Origin of the sequence: Moraxella sp. RCAD0137, from assembly GCF_002894025.1 — a bacterium.
GTDB lineage: Bacteria > Pseudomonadota > Gammaproteobacteria > Pseudomonadales > Moraxellaceae > Moraxella > Moraxella porci.
On sequence record NZ_LTCC01000004.1, the window covers coordinates 123,318 to 149,941 of the forward strand.

General features: G+C 48.5%; 25 protein-coding genes. 14 read left to right on the plus strand and 11 right to left on the minus strand.

Features of this window, described 5'->3' with window-relative positions; all coding sequences use genetic code 11:
• Positions 1 to 177: 177 nt before the first annotated feature.
• The 8 genes from rseP to serS form a co-directional block, all read right to left on the minus strand.
• Positions 178 to 1,554, minus strand: coding sequence for an RIP metalloprotease RseP (gene rseP, locus AZ602_RS05020; RefSeq protein ID WP_103033977.1), 1,377 nt, complete (start codon positions 1,552 to 1,554; stop codon positions 178 to 180).
• Entirely contained in the window at positions 1,551 to 2,789 is a 1,239-nt protein-coding gene (gene dxr / locus AZ602_RS05025; RefSeq protein WP_103033978.1) for a 1-deoxy-D-xylulose-5-phosphate reductoisomerase, read from the minus strand. The genes rseP and dxr overlap by 4 nt, the downstream gene beginning before the upstream one ends.
• Positions 2,790 to 2,799: 10 nt before the next feature.
• Complete coding sequence (locus AZ602_RS05030; protein ID WP_103033979.1) at positions 2,800 to 3,648, minus strand: phosphatidate cytidylyltransferase; 849 nt, start codon at positions 3,646 to 3,648, stop codon at positions 2,800 to 2,802.
• Between the two features lie 36 nt (positions 3,649 to 3,684).
• Positions 3,685 to 4,425 (minus strand): polyprenyl diphosphate synthase, encoded by a 741-nt coding sequence (gene uppS / locus AZ602_RS05035; RefSeq protein WP_103033980.1) that lies wholly within the window; start codon positions 4,423 to 4,425, stop codon positions 3,685 to 3,687.
• Positions 4,426 to 4,538: 113 nt separating this feature from the next.
• The gene (gene frr, locus AZ602_RS05040) at positions 4,539 to 5,093 is read right to left on the minus strand and encodes a ribosome recycling factor (RefSeq protein ID WP_103033981.1); all 555 of its coding nucleotides are present in this window, start codon (positions 5,091 to 5,093) and stop codon (positions 4,539 to 4,541) included.
• Positions 5,094 to 5,142: 49 nt separating this feature from the next.
• Positions 5,143 to 5,868: a UMP kinase gene (pyrH, locus tag AZ602_RS05045; RefSeq protein ID WP_103033982.1), complete on the minus strand. Its 726-nt coding sequence runs from the start codon at positions 5,866 to 5,868 to the stop codon at positions 5,143 to 5,145.
• Positions 5,869 to 6,112: 244 nt separating this feature from the next.
• The gene (gene tkt / locus AZ602_RS05050) at positions 6,113 to 8,113 is read right to left on the minus strand and encodes a transketolase (RefSeq protein ID WP_103033983.1); all 2,001 of its coding nucleotides are present in this window, start codon (positions 8,111 to 8,113) and stop codon (positions 6,113 to 6,115) included.
• A gap of 110 nt (positions 8,114 to 8,223) precedes the next feature.
• A complete protein-coding gene (gene serS, locus AZ602_RS05055; protein ID WP_103033984.1) occupies positions 8,224 to 9,495 on the minus strand; it encodes a serine--tRNA ligase in 1,272 nt (423 codons plus the stop codon).
• 268 nt (positions 9,496 to 9,763) lie between these two features.
• On the opposite strand from serS, the gene AZ602_RS05065 reads away from it, so the two are divergent.
• Positions 9,764 to 10,426 carry a YcxB family protein gene (locus AZ602_RS05065; RefSeq protein WP_103033986.1) on the plus strand — a complete coding sequence of 221 codons (663 nt, stop codon included), beginning with the start codon at positions 9,764 to 9,766 and terminating at the stop codon, positions 10,424 to 10,426.
• 101 nt (positions 10,427 to 10,527) lie between these two features.
• On the opposite strand, the gene AZ602_RS05070 is transcribed toward AZ602_RS05065, so the two are convergent.
• Entirely contained in the window at positions 10,528 to 12,051 is a 1,524-nt protein-coding gene (locus AZ602_RS05070; RefSeq protein WP_146025223.1) for a M48 family metalloprotease, read from the minus strand.
• A 252-nt stretch (positions 12,052 to 12,303) separates the two neighbouring features.
• On the opposite strand from AZ602_RS05070, the gene AZ602_RS05075 reads away from it, so the two are divergent.
• The 12 genes from AZ602_RS05075 to AZ602_RS05135 all read left to right on the plus strand — a co-directional run bounded on the left by AZ602_RS05075 (position 12,304) and on the right by AZ602_RS05135 (position 24,285).
• Positions 12,304 to 13,983: an ABC transporter substrate-binding protein gene (locus AZ602_RS05075; protein WP_103033988.1), complete on the plus strand. Its 1,680-nt coding sequence runs from the start codon at positions 12,304 to 12,306 to the stop codon at positions 13,981 to 13,983.
• Between the two features lie 125 nt (positions 13,984 to 14,108).
• Positions 14,109 to 15,710 carry an ABC transporter substrate-binding protein gene (locus tag AZ602_RS05080; protein WP_227525177.1) on the plus strand — a complete coding sequence of 534 codons (1,602 nt, stop codon included), beginning with the start codon at positions 14,109 to 14,111 and terminating at the stop codon, positions 15,708 to 15,710.
• A 398-nt stretch (positions 15,711 to 16,108) separates the two neighbouring features.
• Entirely contained in the window at positions 16,109 to 17,029 is a 921-nt protein-coding gene (oppB, locus tag AZ602_RS05090; protein ID WP_103033991.1) for an oligopeptide ABC transporter permease OppB, read from the plus strand.
• Positions 17,030 to 17,059: 30 nt separating this feature from the next.
• The gene (gene oppC, locus AZ602_RS05095) at positions 17,060 to 17,959 is read left to right on the plus strand and encodes an oligopeptide ABC transporter permease OppC (protein WP_103033992.1); all 900 of its coding nucleotides are present in this window, start codon (positions 17,060 to 17,062) and stop codon (positions 17,957 to 17,959) included.
• Between the two features lie 65 nt (positions 17,960 to 18,024).
• Positions 18,025 to 19,002 carry an oligopeptide ABC transporter ATP-binding protein OppD gene (gene oppD / locus AZ602_RS05100; RefSeq protein WP_103033993.1) on the plus strand — a complete coding sequence of 326 codons (978 nt, stop codon included), beginning with the start codon at positions 18,025 to 18,027 and terminating at the stop codon, positions 19,000 to 19,002.
• A 3-nt stretch (positions 19,003 to 19,005) separates the two neighbouring features.
• Positions 19,006 to 19,989, plus strand: coding sequence for a murein tripeptide/oligopeptide ABC transporter ATP binding protein OppF (gene oppF, locus AZ602_RS05105; RefSeq protein ID WP_103033994.1), 984 nt, complete (start codon positions 19,006 to 19,008; stop codon positions 19,987 to 19,989).
• A 110-nt stretch (positions 19,990 to 20,099) separates the two neighbouring features.
• Positions 20,100 to 20,441 (plus strand): sulfurtransferase TusA family protein, encoded by a 342-nt coding sequence (locus AZ602_RS05110; protein WP_103034022.1) that lies wholly within the window; start codon positions 20,100 to 20,102, stop codon positions 20,439 to 20,441.
• Between the two features lie 386 nt (positions 20,442 to 20,827).
• Positions 20,828 to 21,685, plus strand: a complete 858-nt coding sequence (gene rpoH, locus AZ602_RS05115) for an RNA polymerase sigma factor RpoH (RefSeq protein WP_199174091.1) — start codon at positions 20,828 to 20,830, stop codon at positions 21,683 to 21,685.
• A gap of 75 nt (positions 21,686 to 21,760) precedes the next feature.
• Entirely contained in the window at positions 21,761 to 22,129 is a 369-nt protein-coding gene (locus tag AZ602_RS05120; RefSeq protein ID WP_103034023.1) for a DUF423 domain-containing protein, read from the plus strand.
• Between the two features lie 49 nt (positions 22,130 to 22,178).
• Entirely contained in the window at positions 22,179 to 22,379 is a 201-nt protein-coding gene (gene thiS / locus AZ602_RS05125; protein ID WP_103033996.1) for a sulfur carrier protein ThiS, read from the plus strand.
• A 148-nt stretch (positions 22,380 to 22,527) separates the two neighbouring features.
• A complete protein-coding gene (locus tag AZ602_RS05130; protein ID WP_103033997.1) occupies positions 22,528 to 23,388 on the plus strand; it encodes a nitrilase-related carbon-nitrogen hydrolase in 861 nt (286 codons plus the stop codon).
• A 33-nt stretch (positions 23,389 to 23,421) separates the two neighbouring features.
• Positions 23,422 to 24,285, plus strand: a complete 864-nt coding sequence (locus AZ602_RS05135; RefSeq protein WP_103033998.1) for a PhzF family phenazine biosynthesis protein — start codon at positions 23,422 to 23,424, stop codon at positions 24,283 to 24,285.
• A gap of 91 nt (positions 24,286 to 24,376) precedes the next feature.
• Here AZ602_RS05135 and AZ602_RS05140 read toward each other — a convergent pair whose 3' ends face one another.
• Together AZ602_RS05140 and ccmA are read right to left on the minus strand one after the other, a co-directional pair.
• Complete coding sequence (locus tag AZ602_RS05140; protein ID WP_103033999.1) at positions 24,377 to 25,051, minus strand: heme exporter protein CcmB; 675 nt, start codon at positions 25,049 to 25,051, stop codon at positions 24,377 to 24,379.
• Positions 25,048 to 25,626, minus strand: a complete 579-nt coding sequence (gene ccmA, locus AZ602_RS05145) for a heme ABC exporter ATP-binding protein CcmA (RefSeq protein ID WP_227525180.1) — start codon at positions 25,624 to 25,626, stop codon at positions 25,048 to 25,050. Before ccmA ends, AZ602_RS05140 begins: the two co-directional genes overlap by 4 nt.
• A gap of 288 nt (positions 25,627 to 25,914) precedes the next feature.
• On the opposite strand from ccmA, the gene AZ602_RS05150 reads away from it, so the two are divergent.
• Positions 25,915 to 26,616, plus strand: coding sequence for a hypothetical protein (locus AZ602_RS05150; RefSeq protein WP_146025224.1), 702 nt, complete (start codon positions 25,915 to 25,917; stop codon positions 26,614 to 26,616).
• The last annotated feature ends 8 nt before the right edge of the window (positions 26,617 to 26,624 follow it).

Genomic DNA, 26,624 nt, shown 5'->3' on the forward strand with positions numbered 1-26,624 from the left:
TATCCAAACTTAATTTTTAAGATTTTTAACATTGGCAGAAAATTTACATCAAAATTGTTGCAAAAATTTTCATAACCGATTTAATACCGTGTAAAGGTAAGCCAAAATGCCTAATTTGGCAAGCTTTTCCTGCCAAAAAAGGTAAATTTTTTTGTTAATTGGCTGATATTGTGCCGCTCAGCCAAGAACTCGCAGGATATCGTTACTGATTGCCAGTACCATGAAACAAAAAAGCAATAACGCACCCATTTTAAAAGCCGCCAGCTGCACGGTCTCACTCATCGGCTTACCGCGGATTAGCTCATAAGTATAAAACAACAAATGCCCACCATCAAGCACAGGGATCGGCAGCAGATTCAGCACAGCCAAGCTAAGACTGATGATGGCAGCAGTAGAAAGCACCTCTTTAAATCCCAACTCAAAGCTGGTCTTTGAGACCTCGGCGATGGTGATCGGACCAGATAAATTCTCAATGCCAATCATTCCCGTGACCATCTTGCCCATCGCGCTTAGGGTCATCACCGACAAATCATAAGTGCGCCCAAAGGCCTGATGAAGCGCCTGCATCGGCGTGTAATGGATGGTGGTCAGATACTCAGGTGGGATCAATGCATCGGCATCGATCTTTGGGCGGATGCCCAGCTGCCCTACCGTACCTGCACGGGTCTGGACAGCGCGCGGCATCAGCTGGATCTGCTGGGCTTGACCCTCGCGGATGATCTGGACAGTCAGCATCTTTTCAGGGCTTTGTTGGATGATCTTGGTGGCGGCCTGCCAATCCTCTATCGCCACACCATCGATGGCAGTGAAGCGATCATTGACCTTTAGCCCCATCATTGCAGCAGCACCATCTGCCACCACTTCACCGACCACAGGCTCAATCACTGGCTGATACGGCAGCACTCCCAGACTACTCAAAGGATCTACAGGATCACGCGCGCCATCGTTTGGCTGCATGAAATTTTGTACCTGTACTTGAGCTTTTTGCGGCTGTCCATCACGCTCGATGCCGACATCGATGGCGGTGCTTTCACCCATCTTGGCAGCCAGTGCATAGGCCGTCTCTTGCCAAGTCTGCACAGGCTTATTATCGATGCTGACCAAACGATCGCCGACCACAAGAGCGCTATTGGCAGCAGGTGACTCTGGCAGGATCTGGCCAATGCGCGTATTTAACTGCTCACTGGGAAATAAAAATAGCACCCAAAATAGCGCGATGGCAATGATAAAATTCATCACGGGGCCAGCTGCGACGATGGCGATTTTTTTAAGGGGATGCTGCTGATCAAAGGCCACTGACTTTAGCTCATCTGGCACTGTCTCATTACGGCCATCAAGCATCTTGACATAGCCGCCTAAAGGAATGGCAGCGATCTGATATTCGATGCCCGAGCGCCGACTTTTCCAGCCCATCAGTTTTGGGCCAAAGCCGATGGAATAGGTCTGCACCTTGACACCGCACAGCCGCGCGACAATATAATGGCCAAATTCATGCAAAGCCACCAATGGCCCCAGCACACAAATCGCCGCCAAGATCATATATATCGCCGTCATGCTAAGCGCTCCAGTTGGGCGATTTTTTGCTGAGCCGTATCACGCACAAGAGCATCCATCGCTAAAATGCGTTCAAGACCTTGATTTTCATCAGAAAAATCCTGATCAAACTGCGCTTTGATGGCATCGTCATTCAAACACCGCTCAACGATCAGCGCGATGTCTGTTAATTTGATTTGTTCATTTAAAAAAGCAACGACGGCGATCTCGTTGGCAGCATTGAGTGTGATACACGCGCCCGTGCCTTGTTTGGCGGAATCTCGGGCAAGCTTTAGACAGGCAAATTTTTGTAAATCTGGTGCCATAAATTTTAATTCAGCCAATTGATACAAATCCAGCTGGGCCACGCCAGCCTCGATGCGCTCTGGATAAGCCAGTGCGTGTGCGATCGGGGTGCGCATGTCAGGACTGCCCAGTTGTGCCAAAAAACTGCCATCGACATATTCTACCAATGAATGCACGACGCTGTTTGGGTGGATCACTACTTTGATTTGTGCTTCGGTGAGATTGAACAAATGGCATGCCTCGATCAGCTCAAGTCCTTTGTTCATCATCGTCGCTGAGTCGATGGAGATTTTTTGACCCATTGACCAGTTGGGATGCTTCACCGCTTGGCTGACGGTTGCCTCACGCATCTCATCAATGGACTTATCCAAAAAGCCACCGCCTGATGCTGTCAGCCACAGCTGCCTGATGCCGTGTGCTGACTCATGGATGGCATGATTGTCAAGCTGTACTGCCTTTGGCAGACACTGAAAAATCGCATTATGCTCTGAATCAATCGGCAAGATGGTCGCGCCATAGCGTCTGGCAAGTGGCATCACCAGCTCCCCTGCCATCACCAAAGATTCTTTATTGGCCAATAAAATGCGTTTGCCTGCTTTGGCTGCCGCGACAGTTGAGCTAAGACCTGCTGCACCAACGATGGCGGCCACGACGGTATCGACCTTGGGATCTGATGCGATGGCGATTAAGCCTGCATCACCACACAGCACTTTGGTGTCAAGGCCTGCCTCATGAATTTGGGTACTGAGTGCGTGATGATGCTTTGGTGCTGTGCAGATGATTTTTGGGTGAAATTCACACGCCAATTCAAACAGCTTATCCACACGGCCAAAGCCAGTGAGTGCATAGATCTGATAGCGGTCAGGATGCGCACGTACCAAAGATAAGGTGCTATCACCAATTGAACCTGTGGCACCAAGCACTGCCAAGGACTGTAGCGCTGTTGTCATGATCTACCCCCTAAAACGGCACGCGTAGCGCAGCCAAATGCATCATGATCCACACCTCGGTGAACACGCCTGCTTTTGATAACAACCAAAACCCGAATGCAAACACTGGTGTCGCTGACAATAAAGAGTCAATGCGATCAAGCACACCACCATGCCCTGGCAAGATACTGCCTGAGTCTTTGATTCCAGCGCGGCGCTTTAGCATCGACTCAAACAGATCGCCAAGCACACTGGCCGCGACCGTGATGGCAGATAAGATGAGAAATAACAATAACGCTGTGCCTGATAGCTGTAGATAATTGCCCACAACAATCGCAACCACGCCTGCGGTCAAAATACCGCCAATCAGCCCCTCAATGCTCTTATTGGGCGAGACATTTGGTGCCAATTTGCGTTTGCCAAATTTACGACCGACAAAATACGCGCCACTGTCAGCACACCACACCAATAAAAACACATACATCAGCCACCATGGTGACATCTGCCACAGTCCATACATCGCGGTAATGGCAGCAGTCAAAATCACTGCGCCCATGTACACCAAGCGTCTGCCGTACCATTTTTCCTTGGCAGGATATTGCACCACCCAAGCTGTCGCAAGCGCCCAGATCAACAATGAGGCCGCCCACCAAAACACCCAAGTCCAAGGCAAAGCAATCGAGATCATGGTGATGACCAATACCGCCAAAATAAACTGCGCTGGTTGTCGCCATTTTGGCATGAGTTTGGTCCATTCATGCGCGGCGATCAATACGCCCACGGCCAATAACGGCACCACAAAAATCGGCATCGAACTTGCAAACAGTGCAAACCCTACGATGATGACCAATATAATTGCCGTCTTTATTCGCTGCCACATAGCAAAATTATCCTTGGGTTGGTGTGGTAAAAGTCTCTAGCGCTTTAGTTGCTCACTGGTTTTGCCAAAGCGGCGTTCACGATTGGCAAACATCTCAATCATCTCATCAAGCTCATCGACGCCAAATTCAGGCCATAAAGTCGGCGTAAAAAACAGCTCAGCATAGGCCGCCTGCCACAGCAAAAAATTAGAGATGCGATACTCACCACCTGTGCGGATCAGCATATCCACCGCTGGCAGATCTGACAGCTGCAAGTGCTTGGCTAGGCAATCAACATCAATGTCTTTGACTTGTAAACTACCCTGCGCCACCTGTGACGCCACAGCCTTGGCGGCATTGGCGATATCCCATTGACCACCATAACTGATGGCAATCACCAAAGTCATCGCCTCAAAATGCGCCGTCTTTGCCTCAGCATCAGCCATCAAGGATGCCAGCCGATCAGACAGCTGACTGCGATCTCCAATGAAGCGTAAACGGATCTGATATTGATCCATCCGTGGCATCTGCTCGTGAATCGTTTGCTCCAAAAGCCCCATCAACAGCTCGACCTCATTGGCGGGTCTCGCCCAATTTTCACTTGAAAAGGCAAATACTGTCAGTACTTGCACACCGCGCGCCAAGCAATGCTCAACGATCGGATCAAGCGCATCTTTGCCTGCCACATGTCCTGCGCCTGTCGCCAGCTGATTGGCTTTGCCAAAGCGATTATTACCATCCATGATGATGGCGATATGCTGTGGTACAGTGGTGGGGATTTGGGTTTGGCTTGTCATGTTATGCAGCTACCGTCAGGGTTTACAAGGTGATGGATGAGAGTAAAATTCATCTGATGAAATGACACATGGGCAAAGACTGCTCTTTACCCATGTGTATCTGCCAAGCGGCATTAGACTTCCATCAGCTCGGCTTCTTTTTTGTCTAGGCGAGCATCGATGGTACCGATGTATTTATCAGTCAGCTTTTGGATGTCATCTGCTGCACGGCGCTCGTCGTCCTCAGAGATCTCTTTTTCTTTTAGTAGATCTTTAATATCACCTAGCATGTCGCGGCGGATATTACGCACTGAGACGCGTGCTTGTTCTGCATCGCCACGGGCGATTTTTTGCATGTCGCGGCGAGTCTCTTCGGTCAACGCTGGCATCGGTACACGGATGACATCGGCTGTCATTGGGTTTAGACCCAGATCTGCTTCACGGATGGCCTTATCGACAGCTTGCACCATTGAGCGGTCAAATGGCTGTACCAATAGCGTGCGGCTGTCCTCGACATTGATGCTGGCCACTTGGTTTAATGGCGTCTCTGAGCCATAGTAACTGACCATCACACCTGAAAGCACGCCTGGATGCGCGCGGCCTGTGCGCAGTTTACCAAAAGCGCCCTCTAGCGCTTCGATGGCTTTTTGCATACGGCTTTCGCCGTCTTTTTTGATGTCATTAATCATGGAACTTTCCTTTAAATTTTCTAAATGGTAAAAATATCTCAAGCAGCGATCAGTGATAGACGCGCGTGCCTTCTGCCTCACCCATCACGACATTGAGCAGGGCATTGGGCTTATTCATATCAAACACTTGTAGCGGCACATTATGCTCGCGGCACAGTGCGATGGCGGTCAGATCCATCACGCCAAGTTTCTTTTCAAGCACTTCATCAAAGCTTAGGCTGTCAAACTTCACCGCATCTTCATTGGTGGTTGGGTCTTTGTCATAGACGCCATCAACTTTGGTGGCTTTTAGGATAAGACCTGCTTCGATCTCGATGCCGCGTAGGCATGCTGCAGTGTCGGTGGTAAAAAATGGATTGCCTGTACCAGCAACAAAGATACACACCTCGCCATTATTCAGATGGCGGATGGCATCACGGCTAGAGTATGACTCAACGACAGTATCAATGGCGATGGCTGACATCAGGCGGGTTTTGATGTTACGGCGAACCAAGGCATCGCGCATCGCAAGGCCATTCATCACCGTGGCCAGCATACCCATCTGATCACCCGTCACTCGACCCACCAAGCCTTCTTTTTGAAGCGTGCTGCCACGATACAAATTGCCGCCACCAACAACGATGCCAACTTGCACGCCCAAGCCGCGCAGATGTGCGATCGATAAGCTCATCTGATCTAAGATAGAGGCATCGATGCCCATGTCACGACCGCCTGCCAATGCCTCACCAGACAGCTTTAATAAAATACGAGAAAATTGTGGATTTTTGTCAGACATATCGCCTCCGCGCTGATGTGATTGGCTGATTTCGCCTTGAATAATACTTCGACAAATTGTCTTAATTTTAGCACAAAAGCCAAATTTTGGATACTGTTATTTGGATACAGTTTCACCAATCATCGTGATTCTGTGGCAGCTTGATGGTATTTAGAATGCATAATTTAGGATACAAAAAAGGCGCATCGCAGGATACGCCTATCAATCACCAAGCCAAATCGATGGCTGTCAGTTGAAATATCGATCAGATCAGCGATTTGACCGCATCGATGACAGCTTCGGTCGTGATGCCAAAGTGCTGGAACAGATCCTTGGCAGGTGCTGACTCACCAAAGGTGGTCATACCGATGATCTTACCATCCAAGCCGACAAATTTATACCAATAATCAACGATACCTGCTTCGACAGCGACACGAGCGCGCACCGCCGATGGCAGTACTGATTCGATATAATCAGCCGACTGCTTCACAAAGATCTCCGCGCATGGCATCGATACCACACGCACACCCACGCCTGCTTCGGTTAGCTGCTTATGTGCATTCATCGCAAGCTCGACTTCTGAGCCTGTAGCGATGATGATGGCTTGAAGATCGCCTTGCTCGCTTGCCAAGACATAGCCGCCTTTTTCGATGCTTGCGATTTGCTCATCTGTACGTGCTTGGAACGCTAGATTTTGACGAGATAAGATCAATGAAGTCGGTGCATTGGTAGTTTGTAGCGCTTTTTTCCACGCCACAGCCGTTTCGACCGTGTCGCATGGACGCCAAGTGAAGTGATTTGGCGTATTGCGCAGGCTGGCCACTTGCTCAACTGGCTGATGCGTCGGGCCATCTTCACCCAGACCGATCGAGTCATGCGTATAGACATTGATGACACGCTGCTTCATCAGCGCTGACATACGCACCGCATTGCGTGCATACTCCATAAACATCAAGAAAGTCGCTGTATAAGGGATAAATCCGCCGTGTAGCGCTACACCATTAGCGATCGCAGTCATACCAAATTCACGCACGCCATAGTGGACATAGTTACCATCAGCATGATCTTGGACGCCTTTTGCACCTGACCATAGTGTCAAGTTCGAGCCTGCTAGGTCAGCTGAGCCGCCTAGGATTTCGGGCAGATTTGGCGCCAGTGCTGCGATGGCGTTTTGGCTGGCTTTACGAGTCGCGATGGTCTCGCCTTTGTCATTGCAGGCTTTGATGTAGTCATTCGCCACAGTTTCAAAATCAGCAGGTAGTTCACTGCTCAAACGACGGCTAAGTTCGGCTGCTTCGGTTGGATAGGCTGCTTGATACTTGGCAAACTGCTCATTCCAAGCTGCTTCAAGATCCGCGCCTTTGGCAGTCGCATCCCACGCTTGATAAATCTCATCAGAAATGGCAAAAGGTGTGGCATCCGCCCAGCCCATCGCTTCACGCGTCAGACCGATCTCATCCATCCCAAGCGGCGCACCATGGCAGTCTTCTTTGCCTTGCTTATTAGGCGAGCCCATGCCAATGATGGTCTTACAGATGATCAAAGTAGGCTTGGCGGTCTCGGCCTTGGCTTCGATGGTGGCTGCACGGATGGCATCTTGGTCATGGCCATCCACATTCAGCACCTGCCAGCCATACGCTTCAAAGCGCTTGGCGGTGTCATCACTGAACCAGCCTTCCACCTCACCATCAATCGAGATGCCATTGTCATCATAATAAGCAATCAGCTTACCCAGACCCAAAGTCCCTGCCAATGAACAGGCCTCATGGCTGACACCCTCCATCAGACAGCCATCACCCAAAAATGCATAGGTGTAGTGGTCAATGATGGCATGATCCGCTTTGTTAAATTGCGCTGCCAAAGTCTTCTCAGCCAAAGCAAAGCCCACGGCATTGGCGATACCTTGACCTAATGGACCTGTGGTGGTCTCGATGCCATCGGCATAGCCATGCTCTGGATGGCCTGCTGTCTTTGAGTGCAGCTGACGAAACGCCTTAATATCATCAATGCTCAAATCATAACCAGTCAGATGCAGCAGTGCATAGATCAGCATAGAGCCATGACCATTAGATAGTACAAAGCGGTCACGGTTTGGCCATTTGGCATTTTTGGGATTGTGGTTCAAAAACTCACGCCACAGCACTTCGGCGATGTCTGCCATACCCATCGGCGCACCTGGATGGCCTGAGTTGGCTTGTTGAACCGCATCCATGGCTAGGATACGGATGGCGTTGGCATTTGGTCGTTGATTCAGTTGGGTTGGCATAGTATCCACCTAAGTTTTAAGAAATTTTTATAAAAAAACTAAAATAATATCAATATCAAAGTATCAAATGGCTTATTGATTGGTCATTGGCAAGATAAATCAAGCCAAAATCATGCAGTAATCACTGTCGCACCGCCCATATAAGGCTGTAGCACAGCAGGGATAGTCACTGAGCCATCAGCGTTTTGATGGTTTTCAAGAATCGCAAGCAGTGTACGGCCGACTGCCAAGCCTGAGCCATTTAGCGTATGCACCAGCTCAGTTTGCTTGCCGTCTTTTAGGCGTGCTGCCATACGGCGTGCCTGAAAATCACCACAGTTTGAGCAACTTGAGATTTCACGATAAGTATCCTGCGACGGTAGCCACACTTCGATGTCATAGGTCTTGACCGCACTAAAGCCCATATCGCCTGTACATAGCTGCACCACACGGTATGGCAGCTCAAGCGATTGCAGGATGTATTCAGCTTGAGCAGTCATGTCCTCAAGTGCTTGCATCGATGTATCCGCTTTGACGATTTGCACCATCTCGACTTTTTCGAATTGATGCTGACGGATCAGACCACGGGTATCACGGCCTGCCGAGCCTGCCTCAGAGCGAAAACATGGCGTATGTGCGGTCAGCTTAATTGGCAAATCACTTGGTGACAAGATGGTGTCACGCACGCTGTTGGTCAATGGCACTTCTGATGTCGGGATCAGATAATATTCTTTGTCGCCACGCAGTTTGAATAAATCTTCTTCAAACTTCGGTAGCTGACCTGTGCCTTGTAAGCTGTCGGCATTGACCATGTACGGCACATACATCTCAGTGTAGCCATACTTTGTAGTGTGTGTATCTAGCATAAACTGAATCAATGCACGATTTAGGCGAGCAACCGCCCCTTTTAGCACGCTAAAACGAGCGCCTGTCAATTTGGCAGCCATCTCAAAATCCAGCATACCGAGCTGTTCGGCGACATCGGTATGATCTTTGATCTCAAAATCAAAGGCTCTTGGCACGCCCCAGCGACGCACTTCGACATTGTCATTTTCATCATTGCCGACAGGCACGCCATCAGCAGGGATATTTGGGATTTGTAGGCTTGCATTGGTGATGGTTGCTTGTAGATCACGCAGTTCATTTTCGGCAGTTTTCATCGCTTCAGAGACTGCTTGCATCTGATTCATCAGCTCAGTGGCATCTTCTCCATTACGCTTGAGCTCACCGACTTTTTTGGCACCTGCGTTCTTTTGGGCTTGTAGTTCTTCGGTTTTTACTTGAATGGATTTTCGCTGCTCTTCCATTGACTGCCAAAAAGCGATGTCAAGCTCATAGCCACGAGTTGCCAATTTTGCCTTAAGTTCGTCTAAATTACCACGCAAAAATTTTGGGTCTAGCATATCAAAAATCCTATCAAAGCATTTTGGGTGATTGACAAAGCTAACAGCCCAAAATGTTTTTGTAAAGTTTATACTGTTTTTACTAAGTTTAAAAATTTATGTATGACACATAAATACTTGCCAATGATAGCAAATTTTCCCCAAAATTTCAGCCAATTTCATCATTTCATGCCAATTTGCCCAAAAATTTTTGCAAATTTTAAGTTTTGGTTTATTTTTTTGGGAAAAATGGGTAATATAGTCAGATTGACAATTTGGAAGGATTACGATGACCAAAGCCCTTTATCCATATACGCTAAAGCCTGTAGCCTTAAACATGAGCGAGGCAGAGTTTCGCGCAGCACAGTTATCATTATTTGAAAAAAGCGCCAACACCTTTACCCTAAAGTCCATCAAGCCGACCGAGTGGATTGTGATGGCATTGGTGGTAGCAGCCGCGATCGCTGGCCTCGTCTTTGTCAGTGGTTATTCGACCATCATTTTTTGGGTGATGCTCGTGCTGGTGGTCGTGTATCTTTTGGCACGCACCTTGGGCATGAAATGGTACATGCGCCGCGAATACGAAAAACAAATCGCCAGTACCGAGATGCCCGAGCAGATGCAGACACTGCAACTGGGCGTGCAGTCACACGGTCTGGTGATGGCGATGCCAGCGCCTCGCGATATGCTACAGTCACCGCAGATGCGTGGTATGCAGATGCGCGCCGGTGCCACTCAGTCAGCAAGCATTCCTTGGTCGGCGGTGACCAGCTGGGATGAGACGGATGAGTTTTTGTTTATGATGTTTGAAATAAAAGGTCAAAAAGGCAGCCAAATCATCCCAAAACGCCTAGACTCTCAAGGTCTGCCAATTGCCACCATCAAAAAGCACCTAAGCGAGATTAAGCCGCAGGGACTCGAATCCATGGTAGAGCATCCTTCGGCCAAATAACTCAAGCTAATCATCAGCAGTCAATCGGCTGCTGATTTTTTTGTCGATGATGTTGTCAATAATCAATGTCGGCGCAGATCTTTTTATAATGTACAATCAGCTTAAGGCTTAAAACTCTGCGCGCTTTGGATGCTGGCTTGATCCTTTTGGAGCATGGCGATCAGACTTGTCGCTTCGTGGGATTTGGCCAATTGCTCTGCCTGAGCCAGCGACTGCAATGCGCCTGTATATTGGCCGCGCCACAGCTCGATTTGGCTGCGACTGCGAAGCGCGTGTATGGTGGCGATGTCTTTGGCGCGCTGATCATCTGCCTGCTGCGCCATCTGTTCATAAGCCTGATAAGCAATCTGCCAAGCCATCAGATCGTGTGAGCCATCTTTGGTATGCTCGGTGATCAATGCTAATGCACGCGTTGGCTCTTGTAGATGACCATAAGCTTGCGCCAATGCCAAACGCAGATCTCGCCGCTCAGGATAGATCGCCTGACAACTGGATAATATGCGCTGCGCCTCTTGATAGCGTTTGGCTTTGGTATGAATGTGTGCAGCGGTCAAACACACAGCAGGGTCATGGCGGTCGCTTTGTATTTGGGTCATCACACGCATCGCCTCTGTGTCGCGTCCGCGATCTGCCAAGTGCATCATCAGCGCCAATCGAGCGCCCTCACTGTGCTTGGCATTAGCGACCAGCTCGGTTTCGCTGGTCTGTTTGCTTAAGTATTTGACACGCCAATACAGCTGATCAAACAGCGTCGCCTGCGCCTGCAAAGCCGCTTGGGTCGGTCTGGGATGACTACGCGCACGGGCAGCAGCTTCACTCATGCGCTCGGCAGTGAAGGGATGCGACTGCATAAAGCTTGGCATAAAGGCGTTTTTGGCTTGGTTGATGTTGATCTGGCGCTGCAATTTACCAAAAAACCGTGGCATCGCATGTGCATCATAGCCTGATTGCGCCAAAATCTGCATCCCTACTCGATCTGCCTCACGCTCATGCTCACGGCTATGGCTGGCTGCAGATTCGGCACTGGCTGTCTGCGCGCCTGCCATCATCGCCACAGCAGCATCACCACCCCCTGCGGCCGATGCTGCAATGGTCGCAAGCAAGCCGCCAAGCTGCAGTGCGCGCAGTCGCTTATTATTCTCCATGCGATGCTCATAATGTCGCTGACTGATGTGAGCGATCTCATGCGCCAATACGCTTGCCACCTCATCCATCCCCTCTGCTGATAAGATGGTACCAGTATGGATGCCGATCAGCCCACCTGGCACGGCAAAGGCATTGATGTTGTGATCCAAAATTACAGGCAGCGCATACAGTGGCGTGGTGCGCACACTGGCATTCATTTGAGCGGCTGTCTGGCTCAGCACCTGCACCACCCAAGGATCATCAATCAAAGGCAAGCTCTGATGGATCTGGCGCAGCGACCAAGCAGCGATCTGCGTGTTTCTGTGCGTCTCATAAAAGCCTGTCGCACTCGGCGCCTGTGAGAAGTGATAAAAAGCACTGCCTGTACCGTCATTGACTTGTGCAGCATGGGCGTCATCAGCGTGAGCATGTACAGAGGCGATGATCCCCAAGCAGGCCAAGCTGACTGCATGCATCGAATGTTTGGCTGTGTTTTTCAAAGTCGTCGGCTCATCAAGTATTTCATCAAAAAGTGATTTATGATACCTGATTTATGTTAATTTCACTTGACATCATCGTTACGATTTGTCAATATGCAGTGTCATTATGATGCTTTTAGCAACAATCAAGCAGGATGCTGCCGATTTTCAATGATTTTTATCAGTTTGGATCGATGCCATCAACAGTCGTGGAGACTCATGCTGCTGGTTGGTGCGGTCAGATGATCTTTGTTCATTAATTAAGGATAATTTATGAAAAATTTATTAACACCAGCTCGTTTGGCAGCCACGCTTGGCTTTGGCACTTTATTGGTTGCTTGTGGCGGTGACAATCCCCAAAACACAAACACTCAAAACCCCACCGCCCAAAGCACAGCCACAGCCGACACCAGCAATACTGAGCTTGCCGATACCCAAGAAATCACCATCAATAATGGCGCCGAGCCTGAGTCACTGGATTTGCACAAAGTCTCAGGCGTCCCTGAGTCGAATATCCTTCGCCAAATGTTCGTGGGTCTAACCAGCACCGATGCCGATGGCAAGACCATCCCAGGCATGGCCGAAAGCTGGGAGACTGCGGATAATAAAGTCTGGACATTCAAGCTGCGTGATGCCAACTGGTCAAATGGTGAGCCAGTTACTGCACAGGATTTCGTGTTTTCGCTGCGCCGCTTGGGAGATCCTGCGACGGCATCGCCATATGCCACTTATTTGGCGGATGCCAAAGTGGTCAATGCCCAAGCCGTCGTCGATGGCAAGGTCAAACCTGAAGAACTGGGCGTACGCGCCATCGATGAAAAGACGCTTGAGATCAGCTTATCTGAGCCTGTGCCTTATTTCCCTGACATGCTGATTCATACCTCAGTCAAGCCAGTAAACCAAAAAGCCGTCGAAACCCATGGCGACAGATGGACAGACCCTGCCAATATCGTCGTCAATGGTCCATATAAGCTATCAAGCTGGCAGGTCAATGAGCGCATCATCCTTGAGCGCAACCCACAATACTATGACGATGCCAATACCACGATCAATAAAGTCACCCTACTGGCCGTCCCATCAGCCACGACCGATGTGCAGCGCTATAAGGCAGGTGAGATTGACATCACTTATGATGTGCCATCTGAGCAATCAGCGCAGCTCAAAAAAGAGCTGGGCAGCCAAGTCATTGAGCCGCCAAGACTTTGTACTTATTATTATGAATTTAACCACACCAAAGCACCATTTAATGATGTGCGTGTGCGCAAGGCATTGTCATTGACACTCGATCGCGACATCATTGTCGATGGCATCTTAAAACAAGGCCAAAAGGTCGCCTATCAATACACCCCAGAGGCCACCCAAGGCATCAACAATTACACGCCTGAATGGAAATCATGGGACAAAGCCCGCCGCATCGAAGAAGCCAAGAAGCTCTTAACCGAAGCAGGCTATAGCGCGTCTAATCCGCTGAAGTTTGAGCTACTGTACAATACCAATGAGCAGCATAAGACCTTGGCAGTCGCGGCCGCATCGTTTTGGAAAGAGTCGCTGGGCTTTGTGGATGTGACGCTCAATAACCAAGAATGGAAGACTTATCTGGAAACGCGTCGCAACCAAAGACATGAGATGGCGCGCGGTGGCTGGTGTGCTGATTATAATGAAGCGTCCACTTTCTTAAATACCCTAAAATCAGACAACTCGAATAACAACGGCAAATACAACAGCCCAGAGTTCGACCGTCTGATGAATGCCAGCCTCGGCGCTGATGTCACCCCAGAGGCGCGTGCCGATCTGTATGCACAGGCCGAAGCGGTATTGGATAAAGACTCTGCCACCATCTTTGTGTACCAATACACCTCACCGCGTCTGATTCAGCCTTATGTCTCAGGGTTCTCTGTGGTCGATCCGTTGGGTCAGTGGCATGTCAAAAACCTAAAAATTAACAAGCACTGATCCGATCATCACCCGCGCTATTGAGATTTCGTGCAGCGGGTGATGATTTTTTATCAAGGTAAAAGCTCATACCCTTCTGCCTTGATGCTAAGTTTTATCGTATTATGAATCACAAGGAATCAAATATGCAATTTTTTAAGCCCACCGCGCTGGCTCTTGGCCTCATCTTTGCCTTGAGTGCTTGCTCAACCGACCAAAACACAACCACAGTCGCCGCCAACCCCACCGGCATCACCATCAATAACGCCAGTGAGCCTGAAACACTGGATCCGCATCTGGCTCAAGGTGTTCAAGAAGCCAATATCATCCGTCAATTCTCCGAAGGTCTAGTCAGTACGGACAATGACGGCAATCTGATCCCAGGCATCGCTACCGAATGGACGACGAGCGATAACAAAGTCTGGACATTCAAGCTGCGTGATGCCAACTGGTCAAATGGCGATCCTGTGACAGCCGATGACTTCGTGTATAGCTTTCGCCGTCTGGTCGATCCTGCCACAGGTTCATACTACGCCAGCTACCTAGAAGACGCTAAGCTTGTCAATGCTCAAGCCGTCATCGATGGCAAGGTCAAGTCTGAAGCACTTGGCATCAAGGCAATCGATGCTAAGACGCTTGAGATCACCTTATCTGAGCCAGTACCGTATTTTGTGGATATGATGATCCATTCATCGGTGCAGCCTGTGCATCGTGCGACGGTTGAGCAATTTGGCGAGAAATGGACTGATCCTGCCAATATCGTCGTCAATGGCGCCTATAAGCCAAGCCAATGGGTCATCAACGAAAAAATCGTCCTAGAAAAGAACCCAAGCTACTACGATGCTGATAAAGTCAAGCTTGAGAGCCTAACGGTGCTGCCAATCCCACAAGCCACCACCGATGTACTGCGCTATCAAGCCGGTGAGATCGACATTACCGCCAGCGAGCTGCCACCTGAGCAATTTGAACAGCTCAAAAAAGACCATGGCGATGAGCTAAAAACCGCACCAACGCTATGCACTTATTATTATGATCTTAACCACGAAAAACCACCGTTTAACGATCCAAAAGTCCGCCAAGCTCTAGCATTGGCACTCGATCGTGAGCAGATCGCCGATAAGGTGATGGGTCAAGGTCAAGTGGTGGCCTATCAATTCACCCCAACGGCCATCAAAGGCAATCTAAACTACACGCCACAGTGGCAAGCATGGGATACGGCTCGCCGCATCGAAACCGCCAAACAGCTACTGGCTGAAGCTGGCTACAGTGAGTCAAATCCGCTGAATTTTGATCTGCTTTATGACACCAATGAGAGCCACAAGAAAATCGCCGTGGCCGCCAGCAGCCTGTGGAAACAGTCGCTTGGCTTTGTCAATGTCAATCTCACCAATCAAGAATGGAAATCGTATCTGGACAGCCGCCGCAATGGCAACTATCAGATGGCACGCGCTCGCTGGTGTGGCGACTACAACGAAGCATCGACTTTCCTAAACCTACGCAAGTCGAACAACACCAACAACTGGACGCGCTATAAGTCAGCTGAATTTGATCAAGTGATGGCACAGACGCTGGCGGCAGGCTTAAGCGATGCCGATCGCATCAAGCTATATGAACAAGCCGAACGCATCATGGATCAAGACCACAGCCAAATCAACATCTTTTACTATGCCAATGTGCGTCTGGTCAAGCCACGCGTTGGCAACTATGCCAATACGGATCCACTGGATCAATGGCAAGCCAAAAATTGAGTCATCAATCCGTGATGGTTTATCAAAGCAGCCTGCGATCGTGCAGGCTGTTTTTTTATACATGATCGGCATACAAATTCTCAAATTTTGCAATATCAGCCATTTTTCGCCAATTTTATACAATTTTTATGATAATACCATCGCAAAATATCTCAAATAAAACATAATCATTTTGCAAAGTTTTGATATAATAGCGAAACATTTGTCTTTTTTAGAATTAACATTTGTTTGTTTATACAAATTTTGTTATTTGTAACATTTGTACCACTTGTCTTGTACACAGCTTGCTGTGTGGGCAAGCTAGCGCCACCATCACAAGGAAAAGCTCCCATGTGGCAGCCCACAGGTGATGGATATCTGTAGGAGAATTTGCCTAACGGCAAAACAGAGGTTTTTTCATGTTAAAACTCATTATCAGACGCACCTTAGAAGCGATTCCGACGCTACTTTTTCTCATCACCATCTCGTTTTTTATGATGCGGCTGGCACCAGGCAGCCCTTTTACTGGTGAGCGCAACTTGCCACCAGCTGTCCTTGCCAACATCGAAGCCAAATACAATCTTAATGACCCACTTTGGCTACAGTACTTGAACTATCTTAAGCAGTTATTGCAAGGGGATTTTGGACCATCTTTTAAATACAAAGATCACACCATCAATGGACTGCTGGCCGATGCGCTGCCTGTATCGATTGAGCTTGGCGTTTATGCCTTTATCATCGCTGTGGTCATCGGAGTGACAATGGGCATCATCGCAGCTTTGAAACAAAACAGTGTTTTTGACTATGGTTTGATGACCTTAGCGATGGCAGGCGTGGCAATTCCAAGCTTTGTCAAAGCACCTTTGATGGTCTTGATTTTTGCGGTGATCCTAAAATGGTTCCCTGCTGGCGGCTGGAATGATGGCGCGTTTATGAACCTTGTGCTGCCTGTGACGGCACTGTCATTGAGTTATATCGCCAGTATCGCGCGTATCACTCGTGGCTCGATGATTGAGACGATGAATTCTCAGTTTATCCGTACGGCTCGTGCCAAAGGTCTGCCACTGAGACACATCGTCATCAAGCACGCCCTACGCCCTGCATCACTACCTATCATCTCATATCTCGGCCCTGCATTTGTCGGCATCATCACAGGCTCTATCATCATCGAAACCATCTTTGGCTTACCAGGGATTGGTCAGCTATTTGTCAATGGTGCATTGAACCGTGATTATAGTTTGGTATTGTCTTTGACCATTTTGGTTGGCGTATTGACCATTGTATTCAATGCCATCGTGGACATTTTGTACGCCATCATCGACCCAAAAATCAAATACTAAGTGATTGCGATATTTTTATAAGGATTGTTTATGTCTAACATTGCAACGACCACACCAACCGCGACCCAAGCCAAAGAAATCAAAGGTCGTAGCCTGTGGCAAGATGCTTGGCGCCGCTTTTCACGCAACAAAGCCGCCTTGGTCAGTGGCTTGGTATTATTACTCATTGCGTTATTTGTGACATTTGTACCGATGTTTGCACCATTTGGCTATGCTGATACCGACTGGGCAAATATGGCATCAGCACCATCAATGCAAACCAAGCACTATTTTGGTACGGATAACCTAGGCCGTGACCTGCTCGTGCGTACCGCTGTCGGTGGTCGTATCTCGTTGATGGTCGGTATCGCTGGTGCTTTTGTCGCGGTATTATTCGGTACTATCTATGGGGCGATTTCAGGTTATCTGGGTGGCAAAGTTGATATGCTGATGATGCGTTTTGTTGAAGTATTAAACGCATTCCCATTCATGTTCTTCGTGATTTTGCTGGTGACTTTATTTGGCCGTAACATCATCTTTATCTTTGTCGCCATTGGCCTAGTGTCATGGCTAGATATCGCGCGTATTGTGCGTGGTCAAACGCTTAGCCTAAAAAACAAAGAATTCATCGAAGCGGCACATGTCGGCGGTGTTTCGGGCTGGAAAATCGTGACTCGCCATATCGTACCGAATGTCTTGGGTGTGGTTGTGGTCTATGCATCACTACTTGTCCCAAATATGATTATGTTCGAATCATTCCTAAGCTTTCTAGGTCTGGGTGTCCAAGAGCCGATGACCAGCTGGGGTGCGCTACTACAAGAAGGTGCACAAACCATGCAAGTATCGCCATGGCAGCTGCTCATACCGTCGATTTTCTTGACCATCACCCTGTTTTGTTTCAACTTCTTAGGCGATGGCCTGCGTGATGCACTGGATCCAAAAGACCGCTAAGAAAACGATGACACAGATTTAAGGATATTAACAAGGTATGGTTTGCCATGCCTTAGGAGAATTACATGGCTTTATTAGAAGTATCAGACCTAAAAGTCAAATTTGCCACCGAAGATGGCTTGGTCACTGCCGTCAATGGACTTAATTTCAAACTCAATCAAGGTGAAACGCTCGGCATCGTCGGCGAATCAGGCTCAGGCAAATCCCAAACCGCCTTTTCGATTCTAGGCTTGCTTGCCAAAAATGGTCGCACCGAAGGCTCAATCAAATTCCGTGATAAAGAGCTGGTCGGACTACCAGAGCATGAGCTCAACAAAATTCGTGCCAACGAAATCGCCATCATCTTCCAAGATCCGATGACCAGTCTGAACCCATTTATGAAAGTGGGCGATCAGCTGTCTGAAGTCTTGGTATTGCATAAAGGCATGAGTAAGGCCCAAGCGTGGGAAGAGTCTATCCGTATGCTTGATGCGGTCAAGATCCCCGAAGCACGCAAGCGTATCGGTATGTATCCGCACGAGTTTTCGGGTGGTATGCGTCAGCGTGTGATGATCGCCATGGCACTGCTATGTCGCCCCAAGCTGCTGATTGCCGATGAACCAACCACCGCACTGGATGTCACCGTACAAGCACAGATCATGGCACTGCTGAACGATCTTAAGCGTGACTTTGACACCACCATCATCATGATTACCCATGACCTAGGTGTCGTCGCAGGGACTTGTGATCGTATCCTTGTGATGTATGCTGGTCGTACGATGGCATATGGCAAGACCGAAGAGATTTTTTATAATCCAACTCATCCATACACCATCGGTCTGCTTGGTGCCGTACCACGCTTAGATAATGACAGCGAGCGACTCACCACCATTCCAGGCAATCCGCCAAACCTACTGAACCTACCAGTCGGCTGTCCATTCGTTGAGCGTTGCCAATACGCCATGGATATCTGCCACAGCACACCGCCTGAGCTACAATTTTTACCAAATGAGCGTCAGCGTGCCTGCCACTGGAAGCACCCAAATCTACCTGTAGGAGAATAATGCATGAGTACCCCACTATTACAAGTTCGCGATGTACAAACGCATTTTGATATCCATCAAAAAGGTGCGTTCTTTTGGCAAAAACCTGCAACACTCAAAGCTGTCAACGGTGTGTCATTTGATCTAAAAGCCGGTGAAACCTTGGGTGTCGTTGGTGAGTCAGGCTGTGGCAAATCGACATTGGCTCGCACCATCATTGGCTTGGTCAAAGCCAAATCAGGCAGCATCCTATTTGATGGTGAAGAGCTTGTAGGCTTATCTGAAAAAGGCTGGAAGAAAAAACGCCAAGAAATTCAGATGATTTTCCAAGATCCATTGGCATCCTTAAACCCACGTATGACCGTCGGCGACATCATCGCAGAGCCGCTACGCACTTACCACCCTGAGCTTGGCAAAGAAGAAATCGACAAGCGTGTGCGTGAGATCATGAAAAAAGTCGGTCTATTGCCCAATGTCATCAACCGCTATCCGCATGAGTTCTCAGGCGGTCAGTGTCAGCGTATCGGCATCGCTCGCGCTTTGATCCTACGCCCAAAGCTAATCATCTGTGATGAGCCAGTGTCAGCACTGGATGTCTCGATTCAAGCACAGGTGATCAACCTACTTCAAGAAGTCCAAGAAGAGATGGGTTTGGCACTGATTTTCATCGCTCATGACCTATCTGTCGTCAAGCACATCTCAGATCGTGTACTGGTGATGTATCTGGGTAACGCTGTCGAAGTCGGAACGGATGCAGCGGTCTATGACAAGCCAACGCATCCATACACCCAAGCGCTGATGTCAGCAGTACCTTTGCCTGATCCAGATCTTGAACGGAGCAAGTCAGTACAGCTACTAGAAGGCGATCTACCAAGCCCGATCAATCCACCATCAGGCTGTGTGTTCCGCACTCGCTGCCCAAAAGCCACCGACGCTTGTGCTCAAACCAAGCCAAGCCTAGCTGGCAATGAGTCTCACCAGGTGGCGTGCTTGCATGCAGAGGTGTGATTATCCAAATCATCCAAATCCGCTCAGAAATGGGCGGATTTTTTACTTGCAAAAACTGTCATCAACCCCATATCTTGACCAATTTTGTTGGTAATTTGGTGATTTTATTCATGTCACACACCCTATTTGACAGCGTCGATACCGCCGAACAGTCACTACTTGAGCAAGCACTCACACAAGCTGTTGCCACACATGGTCTTGATATGGCGATGGTGAGTCATTTTTTTGATGCACGCCATCTACCCTGCCCGATGCCACTACTCAAAGCCAAGCTGACACTACGCTTGGTTGCTGATGGCCATGCACTGTATCTGATCGCCACGGACAAAAATTCTCAACATGATTTGGTGGCGTTTTGCCAAAAAAATGACCATACCGTCCATGCATGGCAAAGTGAGCAAGACGATGCCATGCTATATCATTTCTTGATCATCAAATCTTCATCGAACTAATCGCAGCCAAAACATTTCTATAAATTTTATCAAGCGTAAAATTTGGTAGATTTCGCTTGATGGCACTAGCCACAATCAACAATTTGCCGTACAATAAGATCAAGATTTTATAATGATAAGTGGATGATATGGCACCAAAACGCACACCAGATGATTACGATGGTCACTATGATGACTACAATGAGTATTCAAACGATGATGACAGCTATGACATGGAAGATGTGCTGATTGATGAGCTAGACGGCTTTGAAGCCTTTGATCCTGATGAGATCGAAGAGTTGGACGAGTTTGACGAAGATTTCAAAGCCGCACCGACCTCGCCACGCACCATCATCGATCACGACAAATCAGAGCATGAAGTACCGACGCGTGACTTAGTCCCCACGATGCCGACTCACCTTGCTGCGCCTGGTGTCAATCTCGGTGCTTATATCAATACTGTGCATCAGATTCCGATTCTCACCCCCGAGCAAGAGCAGGAACTTGCCCAGCGTTACTACAATGATGGTGATGTCGAAGCGGCGCGCCTACTGGTGATGAGCCATCTACGCTTTGTGATTCATATCGCACGCAGCTACTCAGGCTATGGGTTATCTCAAGCCGATCTCATCCAAGAAGGCAACCTTGGCCTGATGAAAGCCGTCAAGCGATTTGATCCCAATAAAGGCGTGCGACTGGTCAGCTTTGCAGTGCATTGGATCAAAGCAGAGATTCATGAATTTGTCATCAAAAACTGGCGTATCGTCAAAGTCGCCACCACCAAAGCGCATCGCAAGCTGTTTTTTAATTTAAGAAGTCTTAAAAAATCCAGCAATCAACTGACACTCGAAGAAGCTGAAGCCATCGCCAATGATCTGAATGTCACCGTCAAACAAGTGCTTGAGATGGAATCACGGCTAACCAGCTACGATGCCTCTTTTGAAGCACAAGATTCGGATGATGAAGATGGTCGCTATGCACCGCAGCTATTCTTGGAAGATGCTGCCGACCCTGCCGATATGGTCGAAGAAGCGGACTGGGAAGAAAACACCACCAACGCCCTAAAAGATGCAATGGATAGCCTAGATGATCGCTCACGAGACATCATCACCCAAAGATGGCTTGCCGACCAAAAATCCACCCTGCATGAGCTGGCGGCTGTGTACAATATCTCCGCCGAACGCGTTCGCCAAATCGAAAAAAATGCGATGGATAAAATCAAAGAAGCCATTACGCTTGATCGCATGATTTTGGAGAATGACTAAATAATAACCGCCATCCACCGATGACAAGTTATGACAAGATAGCCAAGTCATGAGTGGATAATCACAGATGATATGATGATGAACTGGCTAAAAATCGCAGCAATCAATTTGGCGATTGGCGTAGGACTGGGTGCATTTGGCGCACATGGACTCAAAAAAATTGCCGACAGCTATGCCATCGACATTTGGCAGACAGCTACCCTATATTTATTCGTGCACGCCTTGGGATTGCTTGCCATTGGCGTATTGCACACAGCCAGCCAATACCGTGCTGATCGCTCAGCATATCTCATGCAAGGCGGTATTTTGATTTTTAGCGGTAGTCTATATGCGATGGCATTGGGCGCACCCAAGTGGCTAGGTGCAATCACACCGATCGGTGGCACGCTGTTTATCATCGCTTGGCTATTGCTTGCCTTTGCTCGCAAAACTGTTAAAAATTAATTAACGATAGTTTCTTATCAATTCACCAAATAACAAAACGGATATTTTTATGACACAGTTAATGTTAAATGGACAAGCGGTTGAAACGAGTGCAAGCACAGTGCTTGAACTATTGACAGATCAGGGACTAACCCAAGGTCGATTTGCTGTTGAGGTTGATGGGGGATTGGTGCCAAAATCTCGCCTAGCAAATACCGAGCTTCTTGATGGTATGAGCATCGAAGTCGTGCAAGCGGTAGGCGGTGGCTGATTAAGACGATAAAATAGCCATAAAAATACCCAATGATCATCATAGCCTGTTAGTAAAAATGACAATCACTGGGTATGCTTGTACTATCGCATATCATCGGCGGTTTTGCAAGGTATTTTTCACATTCTATCATCCACAAGGACGATCCATGACCACCATCACCATCGCAAGCATTCAGCTCAATAGCCAAACGGATATTGATGCCAATTTACGCATCATCAGCACTGCCATCGCCGATGCCGCCGCTCAGGGCGCTCGGCTCATCGTACTGCCTGAGAATGCCTGCGTCATGGGTCGGCAAAGCCAGCTTGCTGATAGGTTTGATGAAATTTGTGAAATTTATCAATCACTTGCAAAAACTCATGGCGTACATATCCTAGCAGGTACACTACCCTGCCCCACCAGACCTAATGGCACAGCCGTCGCCCATGATAAGGTGCGACAGGTCAGCCTACTCATCGATGATGCAGGCACCATCAAGGCACGCTATGACAAGATTCATCTGTTTCGTGCGACCGTCGATGACGCCACGGGCAGCTATGATGAAGGCAAGACCTTTGAAGCTGGTGACAGACTCATCGTCGCCGACTGCATGATCGATGGTGTTCATGTCGGTATCGGCATGATGATCTGCTTTGATGTCAGGTTTCCTGCTCTATCTCAGCGACTTCGCCAAATGGGTGCGGATATCATCACCGTCCCTGCGGCATTTACTTATCAGACAGGCAAGGCACATTGGCAACTGCTGCTACAGGCTCGTGCCTTGGATTCTCAGTGCATGATCATTGGCTCAGCCCAAGGTGGCAGTCATCAAATTGGCTCTAGCACCCGTGAGACTTGGGGGCATTCAATGATGGTAGATGCCAGTGGCAAAGTCGTGGCAGATAGTGACACAACCGACATCGGCACTGATGGCTATACTGTGGTGTATGGTGAATTTGACTCTGTCAAGCAAGCCAAAATCCGCCAAGCGATGCCGATTTTTGACTGTCATCGCTTGGGTGCATGATGGCAATTAGCCTTTAATAATTGAAGTTTATTCATGAAAACTTATCCATTTTATCTGGTCAATGTCTTTGCCGAAAGTCATTTTGGCGGCAACCCTTTGGCAGTCTTTGCCCATGCTGATGGGCTTGATGACGAGCAAATGCAAGCCATCGCCAAGCAGTTCAACCTATCCGAGACGGTGTTTATTTTCCCACCATCAGATCAGCATGGTGTGTCAGCAGTGGCCGATTTACGCATTTTTACGCCCAACTATGAATTGCCACTGGCAGGTCATCCGACACTTGGCAGTGCGTTTATTCTAAGACAACAGACTGATTTACCAAATCATTTTGTCTTAAATACCTTGGCAAAACCTGTTGAAGTCTTTAGTCAAGATGACCGTGTTGAAATAAAAATCAAAGGCCATCATGTCAAGCAAAGCAGTGCTTCAAAAGACGCTATCGCTAGGGCCAGCGGCATTCATGCAGATGATATTGCCGATTGTGGTTATTTTATCAATAGTGGTACACAGCAGTTTTTGATTGAATTATCCAATCGTCAAGCACTACAAAATCTGCAACTTGACATGACAAGCTTGCGTGAATTGAATGCGAATAATCCATTTAAGACCACCGATGAGCCGTCAGTGTATTTTTGGTTCGGTGATGGTGACATCATCCATTCTCGGATGTTCTTTGAGCAGAATCGGATGATGGTCGAAGATAGTGGTACAGGCTCAGCGTGTGCCAATTTGGGCGCATATTTTATTTTTCAAAATCAATACCCTATCGCCAAAATCATCCATCAAGGTGATGACATGGGGCGACCCAACCGCCTAACGCTCAAAGTCGATGGCGAGCAGACGATTTTTGTCGGTGGGCGTGTGGTGCAAGTGGCCAAAGGCGAGTTTTGGGTGTAAAAGATGCATGGATTGATAGATTGGTCACTTGGCAAGTCTTTTGCTCAGATATCTTGCCATATGGCACTTCACCCGCCATCAAATTCAGCCATCAATCCGACCATGCCATCTTAAGCACGCTTGCCACCACCCACGGTGTCACCAAGATGGCAATGATACTGCCTGCTGCCATCAGTGCCAGTGTCGGCAAACCATTGAGCCCTGTGGCGTGCAGATCCACCGCACCTGTGGCAAAAATCAGCACAGGTAGCTGCATCGGCAGTGCAATCAGCGGTACTAGCACTGCACCATTTTTGAGTGTCAAGGTCAAGCTACTGGCAATCGCCGACAACGCAAGCAACAATGGCGAACCAACAATGATGGATAAGGCAAGTACCAGTGCATCGCCGGTTGCCATGCCAAACAGCACAATCACCAGAAGTGACAATATCGCCACCACGCCTGCACTAAACAGCCAATGCACCATCAGCCGTGCCAGCACCCATACCGATAGCGGTGCTTTGGCGACAACCATCTGGGCAAGCGTACCATTGTCAAACTCACCACGGAACAAATCATCCACCCCAATCACCAAAGCCAGCAATGTCGCAATCCACACCGCCGACGGTGCAAGGCGAAGTAGCAGATTTGGCTCACTGCCGATGGCAAGCGGAAACAAGGTAATGATCAGCAAAAATAGCACCAATGGAAATAGCCACTGCACCGCCCCTTGGCGTTTGATTTGCCATTCACGGCGTAGCATGGTCAAAAACGCTTGATTCATCATACCGCAAACTCCGCCAAATCCAAAGTGCAGTTGGTCGCCTGTGTCGCCTGATGACTGGTCATCAGTACCGCACCACCATCACGAGCAAACTGCCCGATACGAGCCTCAAGCCGTGCAACCATCGCCACATCCAGTGCTGTCAATGGCTCATCAAGCAGCCAAAACGGTGCATCCGACGCATCCAGCACAAACAGCCGAGCCAAGCCCACACGACGCATCTGTCCTGCTGATAGCTGTACGCTTGAGACACCCGCCAAGCCCTGCAAGCCCACTTGCTCAAGTGCGCCTTCAAGCACCTTATCATCCGCCTCTACACCGTAGAGCGATAACAAAAACCGCAGATTTTGTCCCACGGTCAAGGCAGGACTAATCCCAAGCTGATGCGACACATATACGCACGCGCCATTGATGGTCGCAGATCCTGTCATCATCGGCAATAAGCCCGCAATCTGTGACATCAAGGTCGTCTTACCCAAACCATTTTCGCCGATCAGATGGCAAATATCCCCTGCAAAAAGCTGCAGATCCACCCCTTGGCACAGCAAAAAATCTCCCCGCTGTACATCTACTTGCATCAAGGATAAAATAGGTTCGCTTAAGTTTTGCGGATTGGGATGGGCTTGATTTGACGATGATAAAGTCGCTGATGATAAAGTCGCAATAGTCATGAAAATCACCACAAAATTTATCCTACTATCATACCAAAAAACCACCATAAAAGCTGAAAAATCCGCATCATCAGCACAGATTTTGCAAAAATTTTGGCAAATCCACTCATGAATAAGATGTGGATGGCGGTTTGATTGGCACTTTGGCGTAAATTTTGGTATGCTAGGCATCCAAAACACAGTATGATGATGACGATGAAATTATTAAAAAAACTAAAACAGCTACTTAATATAGATACACCACAGGACGATACGGCCAAACCAATCAGCACGCAGACACTGGCAGATACAGACAACCCAATGGCGAATGTCAAGCCAAGCTGCGACACGCTTGAGCATCTGCCCATCACATCTGCGATCGCCAATTGGCTGGACTCACACGACTGGCAGTACGAGCACCGTCCATCAGATGCCTATGGTATGATGCCAAGCGGTGTTGCTCAGGTGCATTATCTGATTGTGCCTTTTGGGGATGGTGATGAAGATTGGACCTGCGTGTTTCGGATTAATGAACGCACGCATCTGGTCTCGGTGTTTGGCGTATTGACCGATGTTGTGCCAGTGACCCACTATGCACCGATGATGATGTCACTTGCGATGGCAAATCTTGGTATTCCGTTTGGTAATCTTGAGCTAGACCCCACCGATGGTGAAGTGCGCGCCAAAGCAAGCTTTGATGCAGAATTTACCACCATCACTGATCATGCGCTCGACTGTTATTTACAAGGTGTCGCCAGTCTCACCGAACTTGCCCAAAAACTGTATCGGGATGTGATGAGCGAACAAGAGCCCAGCCCGATTGTGCTTGATTATCTCAATCTGCATCACAGTCCTGATGATGAGCAGGATCAGTCGCCATCTGGGTCATTCTTTGAGCCGACACAGCAGTATCAATAAGTTATTCT

What these genes read in the sequence shown, in the direction of transcription:
- rseP (WP_103033977.1), bottom strand. Translation starts at nt 1,554, where the DNA reads ATGACGGCGATATATATGATCTTGGCGGCGATTTGTGTGCTGGGGCCA.
- oppC (WP_103033992.1), top strand. Translation starts at nt 17,060, where the DNA reads ATGTCTAACATTGCAACGACCACACCAACCGCGACCCAAGCCAAAGAA.
- dxr (WP_103033978.1), bottom strand. Translation starts at nt 2,789, where the DNA reads ATGACAACAGCGCTACAGTCCTTGGCAGTGCTTGGTGCCACAGGTTCA.
- tkt (WP_103033983.1), bottom strand. Translation starts at nt 8,113, where the DNA reads ATGCCAACCCAACTGAATCAACGACCAAATGCCAACGCCATCCGTATC.
- AZ602_RS05075 (WP_103033988.1), top strand. Translation starts at nt 12,304, where the DNA reads ATGAAAAATTTATTAACACCAGCTCGTTTGGCAGCCACGCTTGGCTTT.
- oppD (WP_103033993.1), top strand. Translation starts at nt 18,025, where the DNA reads ATGGCTTTATTAGAAGTATCAGACCTAAAAGTCAAATTTGCCACCGAA.
- oppF (WP_103033994.1), top strand. Translation starts at nt 19,006, where the DNA reads ATGAGTACCCCACTATTACAAGTTCGCGATGTACAAACGCATTTTGAT.
- oppB (WP_103033991.1), top strand. Translation starts at nt 16,109, where the DNA reads ATGTTAAAACTCATTATCAGACGCACCTTAGAAGCGATTCCGACGCTA.
- rpoH (WP_199174091.1), top strand. Translation starts at nt 20,828, where the DNA reads ATGCCGACTCACCTTGCTGCGCCTGGTGTCAATCTCGGTGCTTATATC.
- frr (WP_103033981.1), bottom strand. Translation starts at nt 5,093, where the DNA reads ATGATTAATGACATCAAAAAAGACGGCGAAAGCCGTATGCAAAAAGCC.
- AZ602_RS05135 (WP_103033998.1), top strand. Translation starts at nt 23,422, where the DNA reads ATGAAAACTTATCCATTTTATCTGGTCAATGTCTTTGCCGAAAGTCAT.
- AZ602_RS05120 (WP_103034023.1), top strand. Translation starts at nt 21,761, where the DNA reads ATGATGAACTGGCTAAAAATCGCAGCAATCAATTTGGCGATTGGCGTA.
- thiS (WP_103033996.1), top strand. Translation starts at nt 22,179, where the DNA reads ATGACACAGTTAATGTTAAATGGACAAGCGGTTGAAACGAGTGCAAGC.
- AZ602_RS05080 (WP_227525177.1), top strand. Translation starts at nt 14,109, where the DNA reads ATGCAATTTTTTAAGCCCACCGCGCTGGCTCTTGGCCTCATCTTTGCC.
- AZ602_RS05130 (WP_103033997.1), top strand. Translation starts at nt 22,528, where the DNA reads ATGACCACCATCACCATCGCAAGCATTCAGCTCAATAGCCAAACGGAT.
- AZ602_RS05110 (WP_103034022.1), top strand. Translation starts at nt 20,100, where the DNA reads ATGTCACACACCCTATTTGACAGCGTCGATACCGCCGAACAGTCACTA.
- AZ602_RS05065 (WP_103033986.1), top strand. Translation starts at nt 9,764, where the DNA reads ATGACCAAAGCCCTTTATCCATATACGCTAAAGCCTGTAGCCTTAAAC.
- uppS (WP_103033980.1), bottom strand. Translation starts at nt 4,425, where the DNA reads ATGACAAGCCAAACCCAAATCCCCACCACTGTACCACAGCATATCGCC.
- serS (WP_103033984.1), bottom strand. Translation starts at nt 9,495, where the DNA reads ATGCTAGACCCAAAATTTTTGCGTGGTAATTTAGACGAACTTAAGGCA.
- pyrH (WP_103033982.1), bottom strand. Translation starts at nt 5,868, where the DNA reads ATGTCTGACAAAAATCCACAATTTTCTCGTATTTTATTAAAGCTGTCT.
- ccmA (WP_227525180.1), bottom strand. Translation starts at nt 25,626, where the DNA reads ATGCAAGTAGATGTACAGCGGGGAGATTTTTTGCTGTGCCAAGGGGTG.
- AZ602_RS05150 (WP_146025224.1), top strand. Translation starts at nt 25,915, where the DNA reads ATGAAATTATTAAAAAAACTAAAACAGCTACTTAATATAGATACACCA.
- AZ602_RS05030 (WP_103033979.1), bottom strand. Translation starts at nt 3,648, where the DNA reads ATGTGGCAGCGAATAAAGACGGCAATTATATTGGTCATCATCGTAGGG.
- AZ602_RS05140 (WP_103033999.1), bottom strand. Translation starts at nt 25,051, where the DNA reads ATGATGAATCAAGCGTTTTTGACCATGCTACGCCGTGAATGGCAAATC.